The sequence below is a fragment of the Agrococcus sp. TF02-05 genome, assembly GCF_017565345.1.
In the GTDB taxonomy this organism is placed as follows: Bacteria; Actinomycetota; Actinomycetes; order Actinomycetales; family Microbacteriaceae; genus Agrococcus; species Agrococcus pavilionensis.
In genome coordinates this window covers 302308-326328 of the sequence record NZ_JAGEKO010000001.1, presented here as the reverse complement: position 1 = coordinate 326328, position 24021 = coordinate 302308, and the positions used below count along the sequence as shown (strand labels likewise).

Below are 24021 nucleotides of genomic sequence, written 5' to 3'. Positions count from 1 at the left end.
GTGCCCGCCGAGCAGCCCGGTCCCGCAGGCGAGGCCGAGTCCGCCGAGGCATCCTTCTCCGAGCAGGTCGGGGCCGCGATCCGCGGCTCGAAGCTCGGTCACCTCGACCCGGCCGCGAAGCCGAGCGCCGGCGCGCTGCTCGGCGCGATGGGCGGCGTGCGCGGGCTCGTCGAGTCGCTGCTGCCCGGCATCCTCTTCCTCGTCCTCTACGCGACGACGAAGGACGTGCTCGTCTCGGTGCTCGTGCCGCTCGTCGTCTCCGTCGGCTTCGTCGCATGGCGCGTGCTCCAGAAGGGCCAGCCCGTGCTCGCCTTCGCCGGCCTCATCGGCGTCGGCATCTCGGCGGCGATCGCCCTCATCACGGGGCAGGGCGAGGACAACTTCCTGTGGGGATTCACGGTCAACACCGTGGTCATCCTCGTGCTGCTCGCGTCGATGCTCGCCCGCCGGCCGCTCGTCGGCATCATCGCCGGCGCCCTCACGGCGAAGCCGTTCGCGTGGCGCACGGAGCGCGCGAAGCGCGCGGTCGCGTGGCGCGCGTCGCTGCTGTGGCTCGCGGTGATCGGCGCGCGGCTCGCCGTGCAGGTGCCGATGTACCTCGCGGGCGCCGTCGAGGCGCTCGCCGCGACGAAGCTGCTCATGGGAGTCCCGCTCTACCTCGCGACGCTCTGGGTCACGTGGCTCATGGTGCGAGCCGTGCTCGACACACCTGCGGATGCGGTCGACGAGCCGTCGCGGTAAGATATCTTGACGTCAAGATATTCCGCGCCCGCCCGCCCATGGCGGAGGGCGCAGGCATAGACTGCACGCGCAGCCAGCGCAACCCGTGAGACCCAGAAGGAGTCACGATGGCGAACCCGAACAGCTTCGACAGCAAGGCATCGCTGTCGGTCGGCGGCACCGACTACACGTTCTACCGGATCGACAGGGTCGCGGGCCACGAGCGCCTGCCGTTCAGCCTCAAGGTGCTGCTCGAGAACCTGCTCCGCACCGAGGACGGCAAGAACGTCACGAGCACCCAGATCGAGGCGCTCGGGTCGTGGGACGCATCGGCCGAGCCGAACGTCGAGATCCAGTTCTCGCCGGCTCGCGTCGTGATGCAGGACTTCACCGGCGTGCCCTGCATCGTCGACCTCGCCACGATGCGCGAGGCCGTCGCCGAGCTCGGCGGCGACCCGACGAAGATCAACCCGCTCGCGCCCGCCGAGCTCGTCATCGATCACTCCGTCATCGCCGACCTGTTCGGCACGGCCGACGCGTTCGAGCGCAACGTCGAGATCGAGTACGAGCGCAACGGCGAGCGCTACCAGTTCCTCCGCTGGGGCCAGACGGCGTTCCAGGACTTCAAGGTCGTCCCGCCGGGCACGGGCATCGTCCACCAGGTGAACATCGAGAACCTCGCGAAGGTCACCTACTCCCGCACGTTCGACGGCGAGCTCACCGCATACCCCGACACGGTCGTCGGCACCGACTCGCACACGACGATGGTCAACGGCCTCGGCGTGCTCGGCTGGGGCGTCGGCGGCATCGAGGCCGAGGCCGCGATGCTCGGCCAGCCGGTGTCGATGCTCATCCCGCGCGTCGTCGGCTTCAAGCTCACGGGCGAGATCGCGACGGGCGTCACCGCGACCGACGTCGTGCTCACGATCACCGACATGCTGCGTCAGCACGGCGTGGTCGGCAAGTTCGTCGAGTTCTACGGCACCGGCGTCGGCGCCGTGCCGCTCGCCAACCGCGCGACGATCGGCAACATGAGCCCCGAGTTCGGCTCGACCGCTGCGATCTTCCCGATCGACGACGTCACGCTCGACTACCTGCGCTTCACCGGTCGCGACGAGCAGCAGATCGCGCTCGTCGAGGCCTACTCGAAGGAGCAGGGCCTGTGGCACGACCCGTCGGTCGAGCCGGTCTTCTCCGAGTACATGGAGCTCGACCTCAGCACCGTCGTGCCGTCGATCGCCGGCCCGAAGCGCCCCCAGGACCGCATCGAGCTCACGCGCGCCAAGGAGCAGTTCGCGGAGGACATCGTCCACTACGCGTCGCCCTCGACGACGCACGAGACGGCCGACCTCATCGCGAAGCACTCCTTCCCGGCGTCCGACCCCGGCAACGTGCCCGGTGAGGAGGACGAGGACACGCGCGAGGTGCACATCAACGGCGGAGGCCCGGTCGAGTTCTCGAAGCCCGTCACGGTCTCGACGCCCGACGGCGAGACCTACACGCTCGACAACGGCGCCGTCACGATCGCCGCGATCACGTCGTGCACGAACACGTCGAACCCGTCCGTCATGCTCGCCGCGGGCCTGCTCGCCCGCAAGGCGGTCGAGAAGGGCCTGAAGGCGAAGCCGTGGGTCAAGACGACGCTCGCGCCCGGCTCGAAGGTCGTCACCGACTACTACGACAAGTCGGGCCTCACGAAGGACCTCGACGAGCTCGGCTTCTACACGGTCGGCTACGGCTGCACGACGTGCATCGGCAACTCGGGACCGCTCATCGACGAGGTCTCGGCCGCCGTCAACGAGCACGACCTCGCCGTCACCGCGGTGCTCTCGGGCAACCGCAACTTCGAGGGCCGCATCAACCCCGACGTGAAGATGAACTACCTCGCGTCGCCGCCGCTCGTGATCGCCTACTCGCTCGCCGGCACGATGGACTTCGACTTCGAGACCCAGCCGCTCGGCAAGGGCAAGGACGGCCAGGACGTCTTCCTCGCCGACATCTGGCCGTCGGCCGACGAGGTGCAGCAGACGATCGACTCGTCGATCGACACCGAGATGTTCACGAAGCAGTACGCGGCCGTCTTCGACGGCGACGAGCGCTGGCGCAGCCTGCCCACGCCCGACGGCGACGTCTTCGAGTGGGACGAGCAGTCGACGTACGTGCGGAAGCCCCCGTACTTCGAGGGCATGACGATGGAGCTCACGCCGGTCGAGGACATCCAGGGCGCTCGCGTGCTCGCGAAGCTCGGCGACTCGGTCACGACCGACCACATCTCGCCGGCCGGCAGCATCAAGGCCGACAGCCCCGCGGGCAAGTACCTCACCGAGCACGGCGTCGACCGCAAGGACTTCAACTCCTACGGCTCGCGCCGCGGCAACCACGAGGTCATGATCCGCGGCACGTTCGCGAACATCCGCCTGAAGAACCTGCTGCTCGACGGCGTGGAGGGCGGCTACACCCGCGACTTCACGACCCCCGAGGGCGAGCAGGCCTTCATCTACGACGCGTCGCAGCACTACCAGGAGCAGGGCATCCCGCTCGTCGTGCTCGGCGGCAAGGAGTACGGCTCGGGCTCGAGCCGCGACTGGGCCGCCAAGGGCACGAACCTGCTGGGCGTCAAGGCGGTCATCACCGAGTCGTTCGAGCGCATCCACCGCTCCAACCTCATCGGCATGGGCGTCGTGCCGCTGCAGTTCCCCGAGGGCGAGAGCTGGGAGAGCCTCGGCCTCGACGGCACCGAGGTCATCTCGATCTCGGGCCTCACGGAGCTCAACGAGGGCCGCACGCCCAAGACCGTGCGCGTCACCGCCGAGCCGAGCGAGCACAGCCCCGAGGGCAAGCAGACAATCGAGTTCGACGCGGTCGTGCGCATCGACACCCCGGGCGAGGCGGACTACTACCGCAACGGCGGCATCCTGCAGTACGTGCTGCGCTCGCTCGTCTGATCGAGCAGCGACTCATGGAAGGCCCCCAGCCCCGGCTGGGGGCCTTTCCCATGTCGCTCGGTAGCATTGGGGGACTATGGCGCTCCTCGATCAGATCCACGGCCCGCGCGACCTCGACCGGCTCTCGCAGACCGAGCTGACCGAGCTGGCGGGGGAGATCCGCGCGTTCCTCATCCGCGAGGTCGCGCGCACGGGCGGCCACCTCGGCCCCAACCTCGGCGTCGTCGAGCTCACGATGGCGATGCACCGGGTCTTCGACTCGCCGCGCGACGCGTTCGTGTTCGACACCGGGCACCAGTCGTACGTGCACAAGCTCCTCACGGGCCGGCAGGACTTCTCGCGCCTGCGGCAGAAGGGCGGCCTCGCGGGCTACCCGCAGCGCGCCGAGAGCGAGCACGACATCGTCGAGTCGAGCCACGCATCCTCGTCCCTCTCGTGGGCCGAGGGCATCAGCCGGGCGTTCGACATCACGGGCCAGCACGACCGGGCGGTCGTGGCGGTCGTGGGCGACGGCGCCCTCACGGGCGGCATGACGTGGGAGGCGCTCAACAACATCTCCGACGACAACAGCCGCCGGCTCGTCATCGTCGTGAACGACAACGGCCGCTCGTACGCGCCGACCATCGGCGGCATGGCACGGTTCCTCAACGGCGTGCGCACGCGCCGCTCCTACGCGAACCTGCGCACCTCGAGCGAGCGGGCCTTCGCGAAGCTCGGCCGTCCCGGTCGCGCCGTGTACCGCGGCGTCCGCGGCGCGACGCACGGCTTCCTCACGCGCTTCGTCAACAACGAGGCGCTCTACTCGAACCTCGACATCAAGTACCTCGGCCCGATCGACGGGCACGACCTCGAGGCGCTCGAGGAGGCGCTCACGCAGGCGCGCGACTTCGGCGCTCCCGTCATCGTGCACGTCATCACGCAGAAGGGGCAGGGCTTCGACCCCGCCATCCGCGACGAGGCCGACCAGTTCCACGCCGTCGGGCAGATCGACCCCGAGACGGGCGAGCCGCTCTCGAGCGCGGGCCGCCCCGCGTGGACGTCCGTGTTCGCCGACGAGCTCGTCTCGCTCGCGAAGCAGGACGAGCGCATCGTCGGGATCACGGCCGCGATGCTGCGCCCGACGGGCCTCGACCGGCTCGCCGCCTACGACGCCTCGCGCGTGCTCGACGTCGGCATCGCCGAGCAGCACGCCGTCACGACGGCAGCCGGCCTCGCCTATGGCGGCCTCCACCCCGTCGTCGCGATCTACGCGACGTTCGTCAACCGAGCGTTCGACCAGGTGCTGATGGACGTCGCGCTGCACAAGGCGGGCGTGACCTTCGTGCTCGACCGGGCCGGGGTCACGGGCCCCGACGGGCCGAGCCACCACGGCATGTGGGACCTCGCGCTGCTGCAGTTCGTGCCCGGCATCCGGCTCGCCGCGCCCCGCGATGCCGCACGCCTGCAGGAGGAGCTGCGCGAGGCCGTCGCGGTGCAGGACGCGCCGACGGTCATCCGCTACCCGAAGGGCTCGGTGCCCAACGAGATCGAGGCGGTGCGCCGCACCGACGACGGCGTCGACCTGCTGCTCGAGGCTCCGCACCGCGACGTGCTCATCATCGCGATCGGCTCGTTCGCGCACCTCGCGATGGACGTCGCCCAGCGCGTCCAGGCGCAGGGGATCGGCGTGACGGTCGTCGACCCGCGCTGGGTCGTGCCGGTCGCGCCGTCGATCGTCGAGCTCGCGCGCGACCACCGCATCGTCATCACGCTCGAGGACGGCGTGCGCGTCGGCGGCATCGGCACGCGCGTGCGGCAGGAGCTCCGCGCCGCGGGCGTCGACACGCCGGTCGACGAGCTGGGCCTCCCGGATGCATTCATCGACCACGCGGAGCGCTCCGAGATCCTCGAGGAGGTCGGGCTCTCGGCGCAGACGATCGCGCGGAACGTCATCCAGCAGGTGCTCGGCACCGGTCGCGTGCCGGTCGCTCGGCCGCTGCCCGAGGAGCGACCGCTCGTCCTGGGCACCCCCGACGAGGCCGACGCGTCGCGACCGGGCACCGTCGCCGACTGACGCTCTCCACAGGCCGGCGCGCACGCCGCCCGGCGTCGGTCGAGGTTGCGGTTCCCTGCCGCCATGGACGAACTCACGACCGAACGCCTGCTCGAGCTCGGCGACCTGCCGATCCTCGACGACGACGCGCTGCTCGACCGCGCCACGACGCTCATCGAGCGCGGTGCCGTGCGCCGCATGTGGCTCCTGCTGCTCGACGAGGAGCGCCGCCAGCTGCCGCTCCTGCCGCAGATCGAGGGCACGCCCGTCTCGCCCGACGCCGGCACGGCCGCGACGCTCGCCGCGCTCCTCACCGGCGTCGCGGAGGTCGCGGCCCACGTCGCGGTCGTGCTCGAGCGGTCGGGCTCGGCGCGCGCCACGCCCGACGACCTGGCCTGGGCCGACGCGCTCGTGCGCGCCGCCGGCCGCACGCCCGGCGTGCAGCTGCTCGGTGTGCTGCTCGCGCACGGCCGCGGCGTCGACGCGCTCTGGTGAGCGAGCGCAGCGGCGGCCGTCCGGCGACTGCCGAGGCGAGCGCCGTAGGGTGGCGGGATGCAGTGGCTGCGCGTGCCGGGCTCCGACGACGACAAGCGCTCGATGGGGGTGCTCGGCGTCATCACCGGCTCGGAGCGCTACCCGGGCGCCGCGGTGCTCGGGGTCGAGGCGGCATGGCGCACAGGCATCGGGATGGTGCGCCTGTGGGCACCGCGCCGCGTGCAGGACCTCGTGCTCGCGAGGCGGCCGGAGACGGTCTGCCACGCCCTCGACGAGCCCGCCGACGGGGTCGACGCGTGGCTGCTCGGCTCGGGCCAGGACGCGCGCGAGCGCGACCCGGCGCTCCGCTCGGCGCTGCTCGAGGCGCTGGCCGCCGGAGCCCCGTGCGTCGTCGACGCGGGCGCGCTCGACCTCGTTCCTGGCCACGCCGGGCCCGCCGTCGTCACGCCGCACGGGCGCGAGCTCGAGCGCATCCTCGAGCAGCTCGGCGCGCCGGTCGAAGCGGACGCGCGGATGCGCGCGGCGGCCGCCGCGGCAGCGCTCGACGCCGTCGTGGTCGCGAAGGGCGCCGCGACCCACGTCGTCGAGCCGAGCGGCGCCGCGACGACCGTCGAGGCGGCGACGCACCGCCTCGCGACCGCCGGCACGGGCGACGTGCTGGCCGGCATGCTGGGCGCCCTCGTCGCCGCGAACCCCGATGCGACGCGCGAGTCGGAGCGGCTCGCGTCGATCGCCGCCCTCGGCGTCGCGCTGCACGGGCAAGCGGCAGCGGCAGCAGCGGAGGGCGACCGACCGATCGCCGCGCTCGACGTCGCCGAGCACGTGCCGGCCGTGATCGCCGCGCGGCTCGAGCGCTGAGCCGGTCGCCGCGGCGTCAGTCCTCGAGCCGGCGCAGGAATCCCGTCAGCACGAGCTCGCGCACGCGCGGCAGCACGTCGGCGGCGAGCACGGCCTCGTCGACCTCGAGCAGGCCGGCGATCGCCGTGAGCAGCGTGCCGACCGGCAGCTCGCCGTCGCTCGCGCCGACGAGCGCGGCGAGCGCGGTGTCGACCGAGAGGGAGCGCCCGAGCCCGCCGCCCTGGCGCAGCTCGATGACGTTGGGCCCGGCGGCGCCGGGCAGCTGGTGCCGCGCCTCGGTGACGTCGGGCGAGGCGACGAGCACGGTCTCGCGGAGCCCGTCGTCGTCGACGCCAGCGAGCCATGCCGCGTCGTCGAGCGCCGCCCGCAGGTGCGCCCCGACGTGCTCGAGGGCGACCGGCTGGCCGACGCGCTCGAGGCGCCGCAGCGGCGGGCGCCCGCCGCTCGCGCGAGCCGCGATCCAGCCCATGCCGATCGCGCTCACGCCCCTGGCGTCGAAGTCGTCGAGCCACGCGTCCGCGAGCCGCGGGAAGTCGGCGTCGCGGGGCAGCGTGCCGCCGTCCCGGAGCCACAGCTCGGCGTAGCGCACGGGGTCGAGCGACTCGCGCTCGATCGCCCAGAGGTCGAGGTCGTCGCTCGCCCACGCGCCGGCGCGCTCGAGGCCGTCGGCGCGGTAGATCCCATCAGCACCGACGACCGACTCCCAGTTGCCGAGCAGTCGAGCTTCGCCGGAAGGCGTCAGGTGCTGGGCGAGCCCGGCGACGACCTCGCCCATGAGCGCATCGCCCGTCCGGCCGCCGTCGCGGTACTCGAACGCCGGCACGTCCGGCTCGCGCGGCGTGATGACGAACGGCGGGTTCGAGGCGATGAGGTCGAAGCGCTCGCCCGCGACCGGCTCGAAGAGCGAGCCGAGCCGGGTCTCGATGCCGTCGACGCCGTTGAGCCGCGCGTTGAGCGCGGCGAAGCGCAGCGCGCGCTCGGAGACGTCGGTCGCGACGACGCGCCGCGCGAAGCGCCGCAGGTGCAGCGCGATGACGCCGCAGCCCGTGCCGAGGTCGAGCGCGGCATCCACGGGCGCGTCCGCGGGCGGCAGGAGCGACGCGAGCGTGCGCGCGGCGCCGCCGATGCCGAGCACGTGGTCGGGCCGCAGCGGGGCGACGCCGGCGAGCTCGTCGAGGTCGCTCGCGATCCACCACTCGCCCTCGCCGAGCGCGTCGCGGTAGGCGTGGGGCCGGATCGCGAAGCGGGGTCGGGCCGAGTCGCCGTCGAGCTCGACGAGGCCGAGCGCGACCGCACCGTCGACGCCGAGCGCGGGGAGCGCATCCGCCAGCTCGTCCGTCGGCACGGGGTCGCCGAGCACGAGCGCTCGCAGCAGCGTCGAACGGGTGCCGGGAGAGCGCAGCGCCGCCCGGCGGGCGGGTGCCGCGACGGCGCGCGCGAGCGCCGCCTCGGCGTCGACGCCCACGAGCGCACGGATGCCCTCGCCCGTGAGGCTCGCGGTCGCGAGGTCTCGGGCGAGGGCATCGATGTGCGCGGGGTGCATCCCGCCAGTCTGCCCGACGGTGCGGGTCAGGCCTTGACGCCCTCGATCCGCGGGTCGTGGAACGTGCCGCCGAAGACGCGCTCGGATGCGCCGACGCGGTCGAGGTAGGGCGTGATGCCGCCCATCTGGAACGGCCAGCCCGCGCCGAGGATCATGCACAGGTCGATGTCCTCGGCAGCCTCGACGACGCGGTCGTCCAGCATGCGCTTGATCTCGTCGGCGAGGCCGTCCTCGATGCGCAGCCGCAGCTCGTCGACCGAGAGCGGCACGGCGCCCTTGGGCGTGTGCTTCGCGACGATCTTGCGGGCGCGCTTGTCGATGCCCTTCGCCTCGCCCTTCGAGTCCTTCTCGAGCAGGACGCCCTGCTCGGCGAGCTCGTGGAGCGCCTTCGACTCGAAGAAGCGGTCGGGGAAGGCGCCGTGGTGCGTGTCGAGCACGTGGGCGCCGACCTTGAGGCCGACGAGGTCGAGGAGCACGAACGGGTCCATCGGGAACCCGAACGCCTGCTGCGCCTCGACGACCGACTCGAACGGCGTGCCCTGCTCGACCGCGTGCATCGCCTCGCCGAGCAGCTTCGCGAGCACGCGGTTGACGACGAAGCCGGGGGTGTCGCGCGTGATGACGGCGTTCTTCTTCAGGTCCTTCGCGACCCGCATCGCGGTCGCGAGCGTCGCGTCGTCCGTCTGCGGAGTCTTCACGACCTCGATGAGCGGCATGACCGCGACGGGGTTGAAGAAGTGGAAGCCCACGAGGCGCTCGGGGTGCGCGAGCTTCGCTCCGATCTGCTCGACCGAGAGGCTCGAGGTGTTCGTCGCGATCACCGCCGTCTCCGACAGGTGCGGCTCGACCTCGGCGAAGACCTGCTGCTTGACGGCGAGCTCCTCGAAGACGGCCTCGATGACCCAGTCGCAATCGGCGAAGTCGGCCTTGTCGACCGTGCCGCTCACGAGCGCGCGGAGGCGCTGCTGCTCGTCGCTCGAGATGCGACCCTTGTCGGCGAGCTTGTCGATCTCGCCGCGGATTCCCTCGAGCGCCTTGTCGACGCGCGACTGGTCGAGGTCGGTGATGACGACGGGCACCTGCAGGCGGCGCACGAAGAGCAGCGCGAACTGGCTCGCCATGAGGCCGGCACCGATGATGCCGACCTTCGACACCTTCTTCGCGAGCTCCTTGTCGGGCGCGCCCGCGGGCCGCTTCGCGCGCTTCTGCACGAGGTTGAACGCGTAGATCGACGCGACGAACTGGTCGCCCGAGGCGAGGTCGGCGATCGCCTCGTCCTCGGCCGCGAACCCCGCCTTCCGGTCGTTCTTGCGGGCCAGCTCGAGCAGCTCGAGCGCCCGGTACGGCGCGGCCGGCACGGTGCCGATGCGCTTCTGCAGCGACTCGCGCGCGATCCGCAGCGCGACGGGCCACTTGACCGTCCGCTCGATCGTGCCGGGCACGTGGCGCCGCTCGACCTTCTTGCCGCCGAGCACCTCGTCGGCCCACCGCAGCGACGACTCGAGGAACGTCGCCGGCCCGAACATCGCGTCGGCGATCCCGAGCTCGAACGCTTCCGCGGGCTTCAGCATGCGGTTCTGCTTGAGCGGGTTCTCGATCACGACCTTGAGGGCGCTCTCGATGCCGATGAGGTTCGGCAGGATCGTCGCGCCGCCCCAGCCGGGGATGAGCCCGAGGAAGACCTCGGGCAGCGCGACCGCGGGGGCCGCCGCGTTGATCGTGCGGTAGTCGGCGTTGAGGCCGATCTCGAGGCCGCCGCCGAGCGCGAGGCCGTTGATGAACACGAACGTCGGCACCGGGGCCTCGTGGAGGAGCCCGAGCACCCGGTGGCCGAGGCGCGGCAGCTCGGCCGCGGTCGCCCGGTCGGGGATGTCGGCGACGTTCGAGAGGTCGACGCCCGCGGCGAGGAAGTAGGGCTTCCCGGTCACGGCGATCGCGTCGATCTCGCCCGCCGCGCCGCGGGCGCGCTGCGCCTCGAGCACGTCACCGAGCTCGAAGAGCGTCTCGGGGCCGAGCGTCGAGGGACGCGTGTGGTCGCGGCCGTTGTCGAGCGTCACGAGCGCGAGGGTGCGACCGGATGCGAGCCGCACGTCGCGCACGTGGCTGTGGGTCACGACCTCGTCGAACGCCGCGGAGGCGAGGCGGGGGAACTCGTCGCGGATCGCCATCAGTTGCCCTTCCCGTAGCGCTTGTGGTGCGGGTTCTCCCAGATGACGGTGCCGCCCTGGCCGAGGCCCACGCACATCGCGGTGACGCCGTAGCGCACGTCGGGGCGCTGCTCGAACTGCCGCGCGAGCTGCAGCATGAGGCGCACGCCCGACGAGGCGAGCGGGTGGCCGATCGCGATCGCGCCGCCCCACGGGTTGACGCGCGGGTCGTCGTCGGCGATGCCGAAGTGGTCGGTGAACGCGAGCACCTGCACCGCGAAGGCCTCGTTGAGCTCGAACAGGCCGATGTCGTCGATCGACAGGCCCGCCTTGCGGAGTGCCTTCTCGGTCGAGGGCACCGGGCCGATGCCCATGATGTCGGGGTCGACGCCCGCGAACGCGAACGAGACCATCCGCATCTTGGTCGACAGGCCGAGCTCCTTCGCGGCCGAGGCGGAGGCGACGATCGACATCGTCGCGCCGTCGTTGAGGCCGGATGCGTTCCCGGCGGTCACGCGCCCGTGGTCCCGGAACGGGGTCTTCAGGCCCGCGAGGCCCTCCATGGTCGTCTCGGGCCGGGGCGCCTCGTCGGCGGTCGCGAGGCCCCAGCCCTCGGGGGTCTGGGTCGCGACCGGGATGAGGTCGGGCGTGATGTGGCCGGCCGCGAGGGCTGCCGCGTACTTCTGCTGCGACGCCATCGCGTAGCGGTCCGAGCGCTCCTTCGTCAGGTGCGGGTAGCGGTCGTGGATGCGCTCCGCGGTCTTGCCCATGTTGAGCGCGTCCATCGAGACGAGCTTCTCGGAGACGAAGCGCGGGTTGGGGTCGGCGTCAAGGCCCATCGGGTGGTGGCCCATGTGCTCGACGCCGCCGGCGATCGCGACGTCGTAGGCGCCGAAGGCGATGCCGCCCGCGACGGTCGTCACGGCGGTCATCGCGCCCGCGCACATGCGGTCGAGCGCGTAGCCCGGCACCGTCACGGGGAGGCCGGCGAGCATGCCGACGGTGCGCCCGAGCGTGAGGCCCTGGTCGCCGGTCTGGGTCGTCGCGGCGATCGCCACGTCGTCGACCCGGTCGAGCGGCAGGCTCGGGTTGCGCTCGAGGAGCCCCGTGAGCGCCTTGACCGCGAGGTCATCCGCTCGGGTCTGCCAGTACATGCCCTTCTCGCCCGCGCGCCCGAATGGGGTGCGGACGCCGTCCACGAACACGACGTCGTCGTTGGCCACTGTGCCTCCTGGTTGGGTGGTTGCGGCATCAGTGTAGGAAGCCCGCGCTGCACGCCGTGCGGCGGTTGCCGCTTCCTACGAGTCGGCCTCGGCCGCCTCGGCGGGCGCTTGGTCGGCCTCTACAAAGGCGTCGGCGATCCTCTGTGCGGTCGCCGCAACCTGCCACGGCCTCGCCTCGCGGGCGCGCAGGGCCTCGGCGATCGCATCGGGCGTGGCATCGATGGGGTCCCACGCGAGGCGCCGCAGCGTGTCGGGCATGAGCACGTTCTCCGCCGGGATGGCGAGCTCCTCCGACACCTGCTGCAGCACGGCGCGCGCCGCCTTGAGCCGCGCGTCGGCCTCGGGGCGCCGCTGGCGCCAGAAGCGCGGGGGCGGGGGCTCGTCGCTCTTGACGCGCAGCGCCGGCAGGTCATCACTCGAGCGGCCCGCCTCGATCGCCCTCCACCAGCGGTCGAGCTCCGCCCGGCTCGCGCGACCGGTGAAGTCCTTGCGCGCGGCGAGGCGCTGCTTCGCGTCGATGCCGGCGGTCGCGGCGACGAGCAGCGAGCGGTCGGGCACGAGCCGGCCGGGCGCGGTGTCGGTCTCGCGCGCGAGCGCGTCGCGAGCGAGCCACAGCTCGCGCGCGACGGCGAGCTGGCGGCGGTCGCGGATGGTGTGGAGGCCCGAGAGGCGGCGCCACGGCTCCGCGGCGGGCGGCTTCGGGCGCCGCTCGAGGGCGTAGGCGAACTCCTGCTCGGCGATCTCCCGCTTGCCCTGCGACTCGAGCTCCGCCGCGAGCGCGTCGCGCGCATCCGGGAGCACCTCGACGTCGAGCGCGGCGTACTCGAGCCACGACTGCGGGATGGGCCGCGTCGACCAGTCGCTCGCGCCGTGCTCCTTGCGCAGCCGCAGGCCGACGAGCCGCTCGGTCACGGCGGCGAGGCCGACGCGCTCGAAGCCGGCGAGCCGGGCGCCGAGCTCGGTGTCGAAGAGGGTCGCGGGCTCGAGCCCGATCTCGCGCAGGCACGGGAGATCCTGGCTCGCGGCGTGGATGATCCACTCCTCGGCGCCGATCGCCTCCTGCACGGGGGAGAGGTCGTCGACCGCGATCGGGTCGATGAGCACGGTGCCGCTCCCGCGCCGGTGCAGCTGCACGAGGTAGGCGCGCGAGCTGTAGCGGAAGCCGTTCGCCCGCTCGGCGTCGACGGCGACCGGCCCCGTGCCCGCCGCGAGCCGATCTGCCGCGCGCCGCAGCGCATCCGCGTCGACGATGACGTCGAACGGGCCCTGCGCCACCGCGTGCGGCAGCTGCGGCGCCTCGGTCTCGGGCTCGGCCGCCTCAGCCACGCGATCGCCTGTGGGCGTCGAGGCCGGCGGCGCCGGGCTGCACGGGGAGGCCGGCGATCGCGCACAGCAGGTCGGTCCAGGCGGTGAGGTGCGCGCCGAAGTCGCGACCCGTCGGCGTCCACGAGGCGCGCAGCTCGATCTGCGCGCCGTCGCCCTGCGCGGCGAGCTCGCCGAAGCCGCTCGAGAGGATCTTCGTCGCGGTGCCCGACTCGGAGTGGTACTCGGCGTGCCGCTGCTCGAGGGCCTCGAGCAGGTACGTCCACGTGACCTCGGCGAGGAACGGGTCGACGCCGATCTCGGGGTCCTGCGACGCCTGCGTGAAGCTCACGATGCGGAAGTCGCCGCCCCACGCCTCGGGCTCCTCGGGGTCGTGCATGAGGATGAAGCGGCCGGTGCCGATGTCGGAGTCGCGGCCGTGGACGGGCACGCCGACATCGGCCGCGATGGCGAAGGAGTGCGGCGCGATGCGGCCGGGGGCCGGGATCTCGCGCACCGACAGCTCGCTGCGCAGCTCCGCGCGCCGCAGCTGGTCGATCGCAGCGCGGAAGGCCTCGGGCTCCGCACCGGGTGCTGCACTGCTCGTGTCCACCCGGCAAGACTACGATTCGAGGGTGACCGACCAGGCGAGGCGCGCCGCCGCCCGAGACCGGCGAGCGGGCCGCGTGGCCCTCGCCGCCGGCGGCGCGGTCGTCGCGGGCGCCGCGCTCGCCGTGACGGGCGCCTCCGCCGTGCTCGCCTCGATGCTCGTGACGCTGCCGCGCGAGCAGGCCGACGACGTCGCGGTGCTCGGCCTCGAGGAGCGCGGCGTGCGGCTCGCGCGCACGCTCGACACAGCGCTGCCCGGCGCCTATGCGCTGCGGGTCAGCGAGCGCATCGTCGTGCTCGGCGCGGTCGTCGAGGCGGACGGCTCGAGCGTCGTGCGCCAGGTCGACGACGAGGCGCGCGCGGTGCTCGAGGGCGTCTCGGCGGCGCGCTGGTCGGGCTACGTGCTGCACGAGCCGGAGCAGGTGGCGGATGCGGTGGAGCACGCGGTCGTGCCGACCGAGGTGGGCGGCGCCCCGGCGTGGGTCATGGGCGACCAGGCGGCCGGGACGTGGTGCATCCAGGTGCACGGGCGCGGTGTGACGCGGCACGAGACGATCCGCGCGGCGTCCATCTACCTCTCGCGCGGGATCCCCGTCGTGGCGGTGTCGTACCGCAACGATTCGGAGGCGCCGCCCAGCCGCGACGGCAAGCTGCGGCTCGGGCTCGACGAGTGGCGCGACGTCGACGACGCGATCGGGCTCGCCGTCGCGCGCGGGGCACGGCGGATCGTGCTGCACGGCTGGTCGATGGGCGGGCAGATCGCGCTGCAGGTCGCGCGCCGCTCGCGCCACCGACGGCGCATCGCCGCGGTCGTGCTCGACTCGCCCGTCGTCGGCTGGCGGCCGACGCTGCTGCTGCAGGTCGGGCTGCTGAAGCTGCCCGCGTGGCTCGCCTCGAGCGCCGTGCGGCTGCTCGAGTCGCCCGCGTCGCTGCTGAGCGGCAGCCGCAGCCTCGACTTCGACGAGCTCGACAACGTGCTGCACGCCGACGCGCTCTCGCAGCCGATCCTGCTGCTCCACTCGGCCGACGACGGCTTCGTGCCGCCGGATGCGTCGCGGTCGCTCGCCGAGGCGCGGCCCGACCTCGTCGACTACCGCGAGTGGACGGTGGCGCGGCACACGAAGCTGTGGAACCTCGACCGCGCCCGCTACGAGCGCGAGGTGGGCGAGTGGCTCGACGAGACGCTCGCCCGCGCGGGGGCCTGAGGCCGCGGCAGGCTCAGCCGGCGGACTGCTCGCGCACCTGCCGCTGGATGCGCCCGAGCATGCCCGCCATGCCGCGCAGGCGCAGCGGTGAGACGGCGCGGTCGAGGCCGAGCAGCCGCGGCATGTCGGCGGGCACCTCGAGCACCTCGTCGACGCTCGCGCCCTCGAGTCCCTGCACGAGGATCGACGCGAAGCCGCGCGTCGTCGGCGCCTCCTCGGGCGCCGTCGCGTGCACGTGCACCGCCTGGTCGACCTCGACGAAGAGGAAGACGGGCGACTGGCACTCGGCGACGCGCTCCCCGAGATCGGGGTGGTCGGCGTAGCGCTCGGGCAGCGGCGGCAGGTCGTCGGCGTACTCGAGCAGCAGCTGCAGCCGGTCCTGCTCGGCCATCGACTGGAACGCATCCACCGCGTCCTGGAGCGCGGGCGTGAGGCTCATCGCGACGGCACCGCCCCGGGCTCGGCGCCGATCGCGATCGGCACGCCGACGAGCGAGCCCCACTCCGTCCACGAGCCGTCGTAGTTGCGCACGCGCGGCAGCCCCAGCAAGTGGTGCAGCACGAACCACGTGTGGCTCGAGCGCTCGCCGATGCGGCAGTAGGCGATGACGTCGTCGGCGCCCCGCAGGCCCGCGCCGTCGAGGTAGATCGACTCGAGCTCCTCGCGCGAGCGGAACGTGCCGTCCTCGTTGACCGCCTTGCCCCACGGCACGCTCGCCGCGGTCGGGATGTGGCCGGCGCGCAGCGCGCCCTCCTCGGGGTAGGCGGGCGCGGTCGTGCGCTCGCCCGAGTACTCCTCGGGGCTGCGCACGTCGACGAGCGGCTTGCCGAGGTGCTGCAGCACGTCGTCGCGGAAGGCGCGGAGCGTCGCGTCGTCGCGCGGCGTGACGGGGTAGTCGACCGCGGGACGCGTCGGGCGCTCGCGCGTGAGCTCGCGGCCCTCTGCGATCCACTTGTCGCGGCCGCCGTCCATGATGCGGGCGTCGTCGTGGCCGTAGAGCGCGAACACCCACAGCGCGTAGGTCGCCCACCAGTTCGCCTTGTCGCCGTAGAAGACGACCGTCGTGTCGCGGCCGATGCCCTTCGAGCCCAGCAGTCGCGCGAACTCCTCGGGGCTCACGTAGTCGCGCAGCACGGCGTCGTTGAGCTCGGTGTGCCAGTCGATCTTCACGGCGCCGGGGATGTGGCCGACCTCGTAGAGCAGCACGTCCTCGTCGGACTCGACGATCACGACATCGGGGTCGTCGAGGTGCGCGGCCACCCACTCGGTCGACACGAGCCGCTCGGGCGCGGCGTACTCGGCGAAGCGGGGCTCGGACTCGGGCATGGATGCTCCTCCTGCGGGGCTGGCGTGACGTCGAGGGGCGGATCGCGCCCTCGGTAGGCTTCTGCGATGGGAGAACGCCATCCTCCCACTCCATCTTCCCCGCGGCGCTCGGCGCCGATGAAGGAGCGCGCATGTCCGCACCGATCTCGCTCGTCGATCGCCGGCCGCAGGCCGACGCGGAGCAGATCGTCGCGAGCCTCGTGCCGCCGCCGCAGTTCGACGGCGCGACGTTCGACTCCTACCGGCCCGACCCCGCGCATCCGTCGCAGTCCGAGGCGCTCGAGCGGATGCGCGAGCTCGCGACCGTGTGGACGTCGCCCAAGCGCGGCCTCTTCAAGCGCCGCGCGCCCGAGGTCAAGCCCGGCATCTACCTCGACGGCGGCTTCGGCGTCGGCAAGACCCACCTGCTCGCGGCCCTCTGGAAGTCGATGCCCGGGCCGAAGCGCTTCGGCACGTTCATCGAGTACACGGCGCTCGTCGGGGCGCTCGGCTACGCCGAGACGGTGCGCGCGCTGCAGGGCTCGACGATCGTGTGCATCGACGAGTTCGAGCTCGACGACCCGGGCGACACGATGGTCATGACCCGCCTGCTCGGCGAGCTCGTCGCGAACGGCACGAAGCTCGCCGCGACGAGCAACACACCCCCGAACGCGCTCGGCGAGGGCCGCTTCGCGGCCGCCGACTTCCTGCGCGAGATCCAGGCGATCGCGGATCGCTTCCAGATCATGCGGATCGACGGCGACGACTACCGGCACCGCGACGTCTCGGGCCACGCGCCCGTCACCGACGACGACGCCATCGCGGGCGAGCTCGAGCGCATCGGAGGCACGGTCGCGCTCGACGACTTCGACGCGCTCATCGCGCACCTCTCGCACGTGCATCCCTCGCGCTACGTCGGCCTCGTCGACGGCGTGCGGGCGCTCGGGCTCCGCGGCGTGCGCGTGCTGACCGACCAGAACGACGCGCTGCGGCTCGTCGCGCTCGTCGACCGGCTCTACGACGCGCAGGTCGCGCTGCGCGCGAGCGGCGTGAGCCTCGACCGCGTCTTCAGCGACGAGATGCTCGGCGGCGGCTACCGCAAGAAGTACCTGCGGGCGATCTCGCGCCTGCACGCGCTCGCCGGCGAGGGCTGAGCCGGCTACTCCGCGTCGGTGCGGCGCCGCTGCTCGTCGGCGTCGAGCGCCGCGCGCTCGCCCGTGTCGACAGAGGGGTAGCGGCGGTCGAGCAGCGCGATGTAGGTGCCGCCGACGACGGCCGAGATGAGCGAGCCCGCGAGCACGCCGAGCGTGCCCTCGACGATGAGCTCGGGCGTCGAGCGGTGCGCGAGCTCGTTCATGAGCAGCGAGACGGTGAAGCCGATGCCGCCGAGGAGTCCGACGCCGATGAGCTCGGGCACCCGCACGCGCGACTCGCGCGGCACGCGCAGCGCCGCTTGGCCGATGAGCCCGGCGATGCCGATGCCGAAGAGCTTGCCGACCGGCAGTGCGATCACGATCGCCCAGAAGACGGGGCTCAGCTCGCCGAGCGGCACCTGCGGGATCGCCACGGAGGCGGAGGCGAACGCGAACAGCGGCAGCACGATGCCGTTCGAGAGCGGCTCGAGCTGCACGCGACCCGACTCGGCGGGTGCGGGGGAGAGCACGAGGCCGAGCGCGACGCCCGCGATCGTCGCGTGGATGCCGCTCATCGCCACGAGCCACCACGTCACGAGCGCGACGACGACGAGGAGCGCCTTGAAGGCGACGCTCCCGCGGCGGGAGCGGTACACGCGGCCGAGCAGCCAGAACACGGCGACGCCGACGGCCGCGGCGCCGAGGTGCGGGATCGAGAGCGACTCGGTGAAGAAGACGGCGATGAAGAGGATGCCGATGAGGTCGTCGATGACCGCGAGCGCGAGCAGCAGCGCGCGCACGCGCGGCGGCAGGCGCTTGCCGAACAGTGCGAGCACCCCGAGGGCGAACGCGATGTCGGTCGCGGTCGGGATGGGCCAGCCCTGCGCGCCGTCGGCGCCCGCGACGTTGAAGTAGATGAGCGCCGGCAGCGCGACGCCGCCGAGCGCCGCGATCGTCGGCACCGCCGCCTTCGACAGGGAGTTGAGCTCGCCTTGCGTGAACTCGTAGCGGAGCTCGACCGCGACGACGAAGAAGAAGACGACGAGCAGGCCGTCGGTCACCCAGTGCGCGGCCGAGAGGTCGAGCCCGAAGACGGTGAACGGCAGGTGGGCGCCCTTGAGCTCCTGCAGGCCCGGTCCGAGTCCCGTGTTGGCGACCACGAGGCCGAGGATCGCCGCTCCCAGCAGCAGCATCGCCGACACCTGCGGGTTGCGGATCCAGGAGAGCGCCATGCTTTCGATCCTTTCATCCAGGGGAGCGCCCGGCGCCCGAAACGCGCCCGTAACAGCCCCGCGCATCCGTTCACGAACTCGAAACGCACGCGCGCGGCCCGGCGAAACAGGGCGGGAGGATGCTCGGCTCACGTCCCTTCCAAGACCCTCAAGGAGCACCCCATGGATGCAGGCAGCATCGCCTTCGGCGTCGTGGCGACAGCCCTCGTGCTGTTCATGACGCCCGGGCTCGCGTTCTTCTACGGCGGCCTCGTGCGTGCGAAGAGCGTCATCAGCATGATGATGATGTCGTTCGGGGCCATCGGCCTCGTCGGCACCCTCTGGATCCTCTACGGGTTCAACATGGCGGCGGTCGAGTCGCCGCTCGCCTTCTCGGGCAACCCGTTCAGCGACTTCGGTCTCGCGGCGCTCGCGGCAGGCGAGAGCGCGAACACCGATCTCGTCGGCGTCGCCTACGGCTCGACCTTCGCGATCATCACCGTCGCGCTCATCTCGGGCGCGATCGCCGACCGCGCGAAGTTCGGCGCGTGGATGCTCTTCGCGGGCGCCTTCGCGACGCTCGGCTACTTCCCGATCGCCGCATGGGTGTGGGGCGGCGGCTGGGCGTACTCGCTCGGCGAGCTGCTCGGCCTGCCGGCTGTCATCGACTACGCGGGCGGCACTGCCGTGCACATCAACGCCGGCGCCGCGGCGCTCGCCCTCACGTTCGTGCTCGGCAAGCGCATCCGCTTCGGGAAGGGTGAGCACAAGCCGCACAACGTGCCGTTCGTCATCCTCGGCGCCTCCATCCTGTGGTTCGGATGGTTCGGGTTCAACGTCGGTGCGGAGTGGCTGAACGGCCTCGGCAACGCGGGCCTCATCACGCTCAACACCATCGGAGCGACCGCCGCCTCGATCTGCGCCTGGCTGCTCGTCGAGAAGCTCAAGGACGGCAAGCCCACCTCGGTCGGCGCCGCCTCGGGTGCAGTCGCGGGCCTCGTCGCGATCACGCCGGCGTGCGCCAACCTCACGCCCGGCTGGGCGCTGCTGCTCGGGGCGCTCTCCGGAGCGCTGTGTGCCCTCGCGGTCGAGCTGAAGTTCAAGCTCGGCTTCGACGACTCGCTCGACGTCGTCGGCATCCACCTCGTCGGCGGCATGCTCGGCACCGTCTACCTCGGCTTCTTCGCGACCGACACGGGCATGCTCGTCGGCGGCGGCATCGGCCAGCTCGTCGTGCAGCTCATCGCCTCGCTCGGCGTGATGCTCTACGCCTTCGTGGTCGCGTTCGCGATCGGCTTCGCGATCGAGAAGACGATCGGGTTCCGCGTGAAGCACGAGGACGAGCTCGCGGGCGTCGACCTCATCGTGCACGGCGAGGAGGCCTACGAGTACGAGCTCGAGCGCGCGAACGCCTGAGCAGATCTCGGTCGGGGCCCCGGGCGCACGCCCGGGGCCTCGTCGCGCGCCGGGTGCGTGTCGAGCGCTTGGAAGGACGGGTCAGCGGGCGGCGCCGGTGAGGTCGCAGGTGCAGTCCTTGAGGTGTGCCCATGGCGGATCGCTCGCGGTGCACTTGGCGGGTTGGTCGCGCGAGAGGTCCCAGATGTCGACGCCGCGGTCGACGAACGCGGGTCCGGCGGGCTCTGGCTCGTCGAGGTAGATCTTCCCTGTGGGGCTGGTCCATTCGAGCACGCCCTGGTCGAGCTGGCGGACGGTCCAGGCGGTGGCGTGCTTCATGAGGTGGTGGCGACGGCACAGGTGCGCGAGGTTCGAGAGGGTCGTGGGTCCGCCGTCGGCGTGGGCGATGGTGTGGTCGGCGTCGGCGCGGGAGACGCGGTTGGTGCTGCCGGGCCAGCGGCAGCGGCCGTCGCGGCGCTGGAGCCAGCGGCGCATGGCCCGGTTGGGCTTGTACGTGTCGACCGCGACCGGGACCCCGGTGACGGGGTGGAGGAACAGCCGCTCCCAGGTGATCGTCTCCGAGGCCAGGGCTCGCACCGTGGCCGCGTCGACGAGCGCCCCGCCCTCGAGGGCACCCGAGAAGCGCAGCTGCGGCTCGTCCTCGTCGGTCTGCTTCAGCAGCTCGGTCGCCGGGATGGTGATCGTGACCGTTGCCGAGATCGGGTTGATGCGGTGCAGGTTCGCCGGCGCCTGCCCGGTGACCAGCAGCTCCATGAGCGCATCGAGCCGGTACTGGTCGAAGCTGCGCGGATCGTCCTTCGGCTTCCCACGTGCGGCGTCGGTCGCCCGGTTGAACGCGCCGTGGATGGTCACCGAGGGGCCCGAGAGCGAGAGCGTCGAGATCCCGCCATCGCCGTCCTCGACCCACGCGCGGCGCTGCTCGACCGCCTGGTCGTGACGGCGCTGCAGCGGCTCCGCCATCGCCCGATCCACGATCCGCCGGGCACGCGAGCGCAGCTGCGAGGGGGTGACCCGCTCGGCGATCTCCACCAGCTCCGCCTCGACTCGAGCCCTATCGTCGGGGTCGACCGAGGGATCGGAGCGAAGCGATTCGGTGGCCTGCTCGATCGCCCGCAAGTGCGTACCGGTGATGCGGCCGGCCTTGTGGGACGCGTGCGCGGCTGGCAGGTCGGTGATGGTCGTCCACGCCTCGACCAGCTTCCGCTCCATCGCGCGGTCGGAGAGGCGCAGCTCGGCCGCGAGGATCGAGGCGCTCTCCTTCACGGCCATGCCGACGTCGCCGCCAGCGTCGCGCAAGTGCTGGAGCTCGGCGGCGAGGACCTCCCGGTGCTCGGCCTCGAGCCGGGCGCGGCGCTGCTCGATCGCCCGGATCCGGCCGGCGAGCGCCTCCTGCCGCCGCACCGACGCCGGCCGCTCGACCGCCGGCACCGTGCCGGGCAGCGGCGGCACCTCCATGCGGCCGGCGATGACCTCCTCGACCTCGGCGTTGCTCAAGCGAGCGAGCCGCTCGGCCCACTCGCGGTCGTAGGCGGCGAGCTCCTCCTCGAGCTCATCGGCGGTGCGGCCGCGCGGGTCGATCGCCCCCGCACGGATCGACGCGATGTACTCCTCCGCATCGAGCCCCGCCCAGTCATCCATGCACGCATTCCACCACGCACCACTGACACGCGAGCGGGCGCGGGAGCAGGTTGTGGAGAACCGTTTTGGCCCGGTCAACTGCCGAGTGCAGTGCCGTTCGACACGCTCTGCGCATCGCGCCCGGGCCGGAATCAGCGAGCGTGGCCGGGTCAGAGGAAGACGGCGCCGCGCACCTTGTGGCCCGTCGCGATCGACTCGCCCGAGAGGCTCGAGCGCGGCGAGACGAGGAACGCGACGAGGTCGGCGATCTGCTGCGGCGACGACTCCCCGGGCTTGCCCGCGGCGACCTCCGCGCTCGGCGACTCCGTCACGGGACCGGGGTTGACGATGTTGACCGCGACGCCCGTGCCGGCGAGCTCGTCGGCGAGGTTCTTCGCCGCGATCAGCAGCGCGGCGTTCCGCACCGAGCCGGTGATGTTGCCCGTCAGCAGGGCGTTCTGGCCGCTCACGCCGATGACCCGGCCGAAGCCGGCCTCGCGCATGCCGGGGATGACGGCGTTCGCGACCCGAAGGAACGCCATCGCCTTGCCCTCGACCGCCTCGGCGACCTGCACGGGGTCGCTCAGCCGCGACTGGTCGAGCGTCTGCGCGGCGGGGGCGGCGGTGACGACCACCGCATCCAGCCGCCCGTGCTCCGAGCGCACGCGCTCGAGCGCCCGGGCGATGGATGCGTCGTCGGACGCGTCGAGGACGACGTCGGCCGACTCGCCGCGCGCGGCGGCGACGACGGTCGCGCCCTCGGCTAGGAGCGTGTCGACGATCGCGCTGCCGATGAAGCCCGTGCCGCCGACGACGAGCACGACCCGGTCTGAGAGCTGGAGATCCATGGCTCGACGCTAGCGCTCACCGCGCGCCCAGCATCCGCGCGTACGGTCGCGGGCAACCGATGCGCGGGCGCCGGCCCGCCGAGAGGAGGGACGATGCACCACGGTCACGAGGAGGAGCACGCCGGGGGAGCAGGCGCCGGGGGAGCAGGCGCCGGAGGAGCCGGAGGGCAGGCCGTCGACCACAGCGCGCACATCGCCGAGCTCGAGCGCTGCGCGACGGCGTGCCGCGAGTGCGCCGCCGCCGATGTGCGCGAGGGGATGCTCGACTGCGCCGCGATGTGCGAGGCGTGCGCCGAGCTCTGCACCGCTGTCGCGGGCATCCTGCGACGCGGCGCCGCGCTGCCGCCGGAGACGGTGAGCGCGCTGCTCGAGGCGTGCGCGTCGATGTGCCGCGCATGCGCGGCCGAGTGCCGCCGTCACGACATGGACCACTGCCGCGAGTGCGCGGAGGCGTGCGAGCGCTGCGCCGAGCACTGCGAGGCAGCTGCCGCGTAGGCGCCGACCGGAACGAGTGAGGGCCCGCACCATGACGGTGCGGGCCCTGCCGGTGGGCGATACCAGACTCGAACTGATGACCTCTTCCGTGTGAAGGAAGCGCGCTACCAACTGCGCCAATCGCCCGTGCCGCTCAGCGCGCGAGGCGCGTGCGGACCGATCCAGTGTGCCACATCCGGAGCCCCGCGCATGACCAGGAGGGCGCCGACGCTACGACGCGGGCTCGATTTTGCATCGCGCCGGAGCCGTGGGTATAGTCTTCCAAGGCGCTCAGCGATGAGCCCCGCGGATGTGGCGCAGTGGTAGCGCATCACCTTGCCAAGGTGAGGGTCGCGAGTTCGAATCTCGTCATCCGCTCGAGAGCAATCTCATGAGAGCGAATCTCACACCACCTGGTGGGGTGGCCGAGTGGTGAGGCAGCGGCCTGCAAAGCCGTCTACGCGGGTTCGAATCCCGTCTCCACCTCGATTCCCCTCCTAGGGCGATTGGCGCAGCGGTAGCGCGCTTCCCTGACACGGAAGAGGTCACTGGTTCGAACCCAGTATCGCCCACCATCAGACCCCCAGCTCGACTGGGGGTCTTCGTGTTCCTCGAGGCGGATGCGTCGAGCGCGACCGCGGGCGGCTACCTGGTGCGCGACCAGGCGCCGTCGATGAGCGAGAACTCGACCCATCCGCCGCCCGGCGTCTTGCCGGGCAGCCGCACGGAGCTCACGAGCCGGCTCGCGCGCACGAGCGCCGTGCGCACCTCGCGGCGCGCCGCCCAGCGGCGCAGCGCGAGCGGGTCTGGCCCGCACTCCCGCAGCCCGTCGAGCACCGCAGCGATGTCGGCGGCGGAGTAGACGGTGTGCTGCGTGGGGTGGCTCATGTCCGGAGCCTATGCCCGCTCGGTCGAGCCACGCGTGGCTCGTGGCGACC

The 24021-nt window shown here is 72.5% G+C and carries 20 protein-coding genes and 4 tRNA genes; 12 read left to right on the top strand and 12 right to left on the bottom strand.

Annotation, left to right across the window (positions count from 1 at the left end):
• The 5 genes from JQT67_RS01650 (at position 1) to JQT67_RS01630 (ending at position 7050) form a co-directional block, all read left to right on the top strand.
• On the top strand, positions 1 to 741 hold the full coding sequence (locus JQT67_RS01650) for a DUF3159 domain-containing protein (protein WP_208063200.1): 741 nt from the start codon (positions 1 to 3) through the stop codon (positions 739 to 741).
• Positions 742 to 848: 107 nt separating this feature from the next.
• A complete protein-coding gene (locus JQT67_RS01645; RefSeq protein WP_208063199.1) occupies positions 849 to 3665 on the top strand; it encodes an aconitate hydratase in 2817 nt (938 codons plus the stop codon).
• A gap of 76 nt (positions 3666 to 3741) precedes the next feature.
• Positions 3742 to 5718: a 1-deoxy-D-xylulose-5-phosphate synthase gene (gene dxs, locus JQT67_RS01640; protein WP_208063198.1), complete on the top strand. Its 1977-nt coding sequence runs from the start codon at positions 3742 to 3744 to the stop codon at positions 5716 to 5718.
• Between the two features lie 63 nt (positions 5719 to 5781).
• Positions 5782 to 6192, top strand: a complete 411-nt coding sequence (locus JQT67_RS01635) for a hypothetical protein (RefSeq protein WP_208063197.1) — start codon at positions 5782 to 5784, stop codon at positions 6190 to 6192.
• Between the two features lie 57 nt (positions 6193 to 6249).
• Entirely contained in the window at positions 6250 to 7050 is an 801-nt protein-coding gene (locus tag JQT67_RS01630) for an ADP/ATP-dependent (S)-NAD(P)H-hydrate dehydratase (protein ID WP_021011766.1), read from the top strand.
• A 16-nt stretch (positions 7051 to 7066) separates the two neighbouring features.
• Here JQT67_RS01630 and JQT67_RS01625 read toward each other — a convergent pair whose 3' ends face one another.
• The 5 genes from JQT67_RS01625 to JQT67_RS01605 form a co-directional block, all read right to left on the bottom strand.
• On the bottom strand, positions 7067 to 8593 hold the full coding sequence (locus JQT67_RS01625; RefSeq protein WP_208063196.1) for a methyltransferase: 1527 nt from the start codon (positions 8591 to 8593) through the stop codon (positions 7067 to 7069).
• 26 nt (positions 8594 to 8619) lie between these two features.
• Complete coding sequence (locus JQT67_RS01620) at positions 8620 to 10761, bottom strand: 3-hydroxyacyl-CoA dehydrogenase NAD-binding domain-containing protein (protein WP_208063195.1); 2142 nt, start codon at positions 10759 to 10761, stop codon at positions 8620 to 8622.
• Entirely contained in the window at positions 10761 to 11945 is a 1185-nt protein-coding gene (locus tag JQT67_RS01615) for a thiolase family protein (RefSeq protein WP_208063408.1), read from the bottom strand. Before JQT67_RS01615 ends, JQT67_RS01620 begins: the two co-directional genes overlap by 1 nt.
• 93 nt (positions 11946 to 12038) lie before the next feature.
• The gene (locus JQT67_RS01610; RefSeq protein WP_208063407.1) at positions 12039 to 13238 is read right to left on the bottom strand and encodes an HRDC domain-containing protein; all 1200 of its coding nucleotides are present in this window, start codon (positions 13236 to 13238) and stop codon (positions 12039 to 12041) included.
• Between the two features lie 43 nt (positions 13239 to 13281).
• Complete coding sequence (locus tag JQT67_RS01605; RefSeq protein ID WP_021011771.1) at positions 13282 to 13878, bottom strand: DUF3000 domain-containing protein; 597 nt, start codon at positions 13876 to 13878, stop codon at positions 13282 to 13284.
• Between the two features lie 22 nt (positions 13879 to 13900).
• On the opposite strand from JQT67_RS01605, the gene JQT67_RS13700 reads away from it, so the two are divergent.
• The gene (locus tag JQT67_RS13700) at positions 13901 to 15079 is read left to right on the top strand and encodes a S9 family peptidase (protein ID WP_208063194.1); all 1179 of its coding nucleotides are present in this window, start codon (positions 13901 to 13903) and stop codon (positions 15077 to 15079) included.
• 13 nt (positions 15080 to 15092) lie between these two features.
• Here the strand turns inward: JQT67_RS13700 and JQT67_RS01595 are convergent, their stop codons facing one another.
• The gene (locus JQT67_RS01595; RefSeq protein ID WP_208063193.1) at positions 15093 to 15518 is read right to left on the bottom strand and encodes a SufE family protein; all 426 of its coding nucleotides are present in this window, start codon (positions 15516 to 15518) and stop codon (positions 15093 to 15095) included.
• Positions 15515 to 16405 carry a sulfurtransferase gene (locus JQT67_RS01590; protein ID WP_208063192.1) on the bottom strand — a complete coding sequence of 297 codons (891 nt, stop codon included), beginning with the start codon at positions 16403 to 16405 and terminating at the stop codon, positions 15515 to 15517. The genes JQT67_RS01595 and JQT67_RS01590 overlap by 4 nt, the downstream gene beginning before the upstream one ends.
• Before the next feature lie 131 nt (positions 16406 to 16536).
• Here JQT67_RS01590 and zapE point away from each other — a divergent pair, with 131 nt between their 5' ends.
• Entirely contained in the window at positions 16537 to 17538 is a 1002-nt protein-coding gene (gene zapE / locus JQT67_RS01585; protein WP_021011775.1) for a cell division protein ZapE, read from the top strand.
• Positions 17539 to 17543: 5 nt separating this feature from the next.
• On the opposite strand, the gene JQT67_RS01580 is transcribed toward zapE, so the two are convergent.
• Entirely contained in the window at positions 17544 to 18749 is a 1206-nt protein-coding gene (locus tag JQT67_RS01580) for a Na+/H+ antiporter NhaA (protein ID WP_208063191.1), read from the bottom strand.
• A gap of 162 nt (positions 18750 to 18911) precedes the next feature.
• Here JQT67_RS01580 and JQT67_RS01575 point away from each other — a divergent pair, with 162 nt between their 5' ends.
• Positions 18912 to 20144: an ammonium transporter gene (locus tag JQT67_RS01575; RefSeq protein WP_021011777.1), complete on the top strand. Its 1233-nt coding sequence runs from the start codon at positions 18912 to 18914 to the stop codon at positions 20142 to 20144.
• Between the two features lie 81 nt (positions 20145 to 20225).
• Here the strand turns inward: JQT67_RS01575 and JQT67_RS01570 are convergent, their stop codons facing one another.
• Both JQT67_RS01570 and JQT67_RS01565 read right to left on the bottom strand, forming a co-directional pair.
• Positions 20226 to 21782 (bottom strand): HNH endonuclease signature motif containing protein, encoded by a 1557-nt coding sequence (locus tag JQT67_RS01570; RefSeq protein WP_208063190.1) that lies wholly within the window; start codon positions 21780 to 21782, stop codon positions 20226 to 20228.
• 149 nt (positions 21783 to 21931) lie between these two features.
• Positions 21932 to 22609 (bottom strand): SDR family NAD(P)-dependent oxidoreductase, encoded by a 678-nt coding sequence (locus JQT67_RS01565; protein WP_208063189.1) that lies wholly within the window; start codon positions 22607 to 22609, stop codon positions 21932 to 21934.
• A gap of 93 nt (positions 22610 to 22702) precedes the next feature.
• On the opposite strand from JQT67_RS01565, the gene JQT67_RS01560 reads away from it, so the two are divergent.
• Positions 22703 to 23104: a four-helix bundle copper-binding protein gene (locus JQT67_RS01560; protein WP_208063188.1), complete on the top strand. Its 402-nt coding sequence runs from the start codon at positions 22703 to 22705 to the stop codon at positions 23102 to 23104.
• Positions 23105 to 23157: 53 nt separating this feature from the next.
• Here the strand turns inward: JQT67_RS01560 and JQT67_RS01555 are convergent.
• Positions 23158 to 23230, bottom strand: a tRNA-Val gene (locus JQT67_RS01555).
• A gap of 159 nt (positions 23231 to 23389) precedes the next feature.
• Here JQT67_RS01555 and JQT67_RS01550 point away from each other — a divergent pair.
• From JQT67_RS01550 to JQT67_RS01540, 3 genes are all read left to right on the top strand, one after another.
• Positions 23390 to 23461 (top strand) — tRNA-Gly (locus JQT67_RS01550).
• Positions 23462 to 23498: 37 nt separating this feature from the next.
• Positions 23499 to 23569: transfer RNA gene (locus JQT67_RS01545), tRNA-Cys, on the top strand.
• Positions 23570 to 23583: 14 nt separating this feature from the next.
• A tRNA-Val gene (locus JQT67_RS01540) sits at positions 23584 to 23658 on the top strand.
• A gap of 70 nt (positions 23659 to 23728) precedes the next feature.
• On the opposite strand, the gene JQT67_RS01535 is transcribed toward JQT67_RS01540, so the two are convergent.
• The gene (locus tag JQT67_RS01535; RefSeq protein ID WP_208063187.1) at positions 23729 to 23971 is read right to left on the bottom strand and encodes a hypothetical protein; all 243 of its coding nucleotides are present in this window, start codon (positions 23969 to 23971) and stop codon (positions 23729 to 23731) included.
• Positions 23972 to 24021 lie beyond the last annotated feature (50 nt).